The sequence below is a fragment of the Thermovirga sp. genome (genome assembly GCA_012523215.1).
Classification (GTDB): domain Bacteria; phylum Synergistota; class Synergistia; order Synergistales; family Thermovirgaceae; genus 58-81.
The window spans coordinates 1-1512 of sequence record JAAYIZ010000210.1 but is presented as its reverse complement, the minus strand read 5'-3'; the positions used below and the strand labels follow the sequence as shown (position 1 = coordinate 1512).

Genomic DNA, 1512 nt, shown 5'->3' with positions numbered 1-1512 from the left:
GGGCTGAACCTTTGGGCCACCGTTTGGACGAGGAAGGGAATCACGGTGACGAGGATTACGACATAGAGAAGTCCCCACAAAGCCCTGGAGTCGATGGACCCGATAGAGGGGACCGGCTCGAAGACCAAGGCGGTGGCGAGAAAAAATACCCCTGTCGAGGTCAGCTGGATAACCGTCAGGGCCACGGGATCCATCCTCCGGCTGAGGTTTCCCACGCCAAGGACATGAAGGGCTATGCCGAAGGCCAGGAGGAGGGACAGGAAATCCCCGAAGTTGAAAGTCATCCCCGGGGTGAAGGCCATGACCAGCAATCCCGCCGTCGCTATGAAGGCCCCGGCCGTGGCCACCCAGGAGGGCCATCTCCCGTAGAAGAGGGCGAACAGGAAAGGCACCATGACCACGTTGGAGGCGGAAATAAAGGACTGCTTCCCAGCCGTGGAAAAGACCAACCCCCAGATATGGGCCGCAAAGGATAAAAATAAGAGAAAACCCAGGGCCAAGCCCAAGAATAAATCCTTTCTCCCCAGGTACCTTAGACGGTTTCTGAAAAGCAGGAAAAGGATCAGCGAACTCAGCATGAACCTTATGGCCATGAGCCACAGGGGCGAAAAGAAACCCAGGAGCCAGCTGGTCACACCGAAGCCCGACCCCCAGAATATGGCGATGATGAACATGGCAGCATCGGCCAGGAGGATCCTTTTCCTCTCGTCCAAAGGGTGCACCGACCTTTCGATTACGTTGCGCATACAGCATACCACCAGGCCTACGGTTGTGTACAAAGATGGATATGATATTATCTTCGGACAGAACCATCTCCTCGAAGAGTGGGGGTTCCCCGATGCGCAACCTCAAGCCGGCATCAGCCATGTTCCTCATCGTGCTTCTCCTCGCCTGCCCGGCCTTAGCCGGACCGGGCTACCAGTTCAATGGGAAGATAGACGGTACCTCAAGGGGTGCACTTCTCTTCAGAGCTTTCGCTCAAGGTCTGAAACCCGAGTCGATGGAGATGATCCTCGACGAAGAACCCGACGAGACCGGACGGGTCCGCCGGCTCTTCCTGGACCTTCTCGGGTGCGAACTGGGCGGCGTGAGGATCGAACACCTCGAGATCGAAGCCCTCGACACCCACTTCACCGACCCCCAAGGCTGGGAATGCCCCGGGCCGGACGTGGTGGACATGCTCTCCGTCAATGCCCGGGCGACCATCCTGGAAAGCGATGTCAACAGGGCCATATCCGATGCCGCTTTCGGCGACGACGACGGGAACTGGCATGATCTCTCCCTCGACTTCAGCAAGAGGGGCATTTACGCCAAGGGATACTACACGATCCGATTCCTCTTCACGCTGGATATCCTCATTGAAATTGAAGGCCGGTTCGGTATCGTGGGGGGAAAGCAGGTCTGGCTCGAGGACTATACGTTGAAGGTCAACAGGGTGGACCTGCCCGAAGCGCTCACCGACAGGGCCGTAAGCCAGATACAGCCCATCATCGATCTCGAGGGGTTCATCTT

At 57.5% G+C, this 1512-nt stretch carries 2 protein-coding genes; one reads left to right on the top strand and one right to left on the bottom strand.

Annotated elements, in window-relative coordinates; genetic code table 11:
• A partial coding sequence (locus GX108_06110; protein NLO56610.1) for an EamA family transporter occupies nt 1-746 on the bottom strand: 746 nt, incomplete at its 3' end.
• Between the two features lie 92 nt (nt 747-838).
• Here GX108_06110 and GX108_06105 point away from each other — a divergent pair.
• On the top strand, nt 839-1512 hold a 674-nt coding region (locus tag GX108_06105), incomplete at its 3' end, for an LmeA family phospholipid-binding protein (GenBank protein NLO56609.1).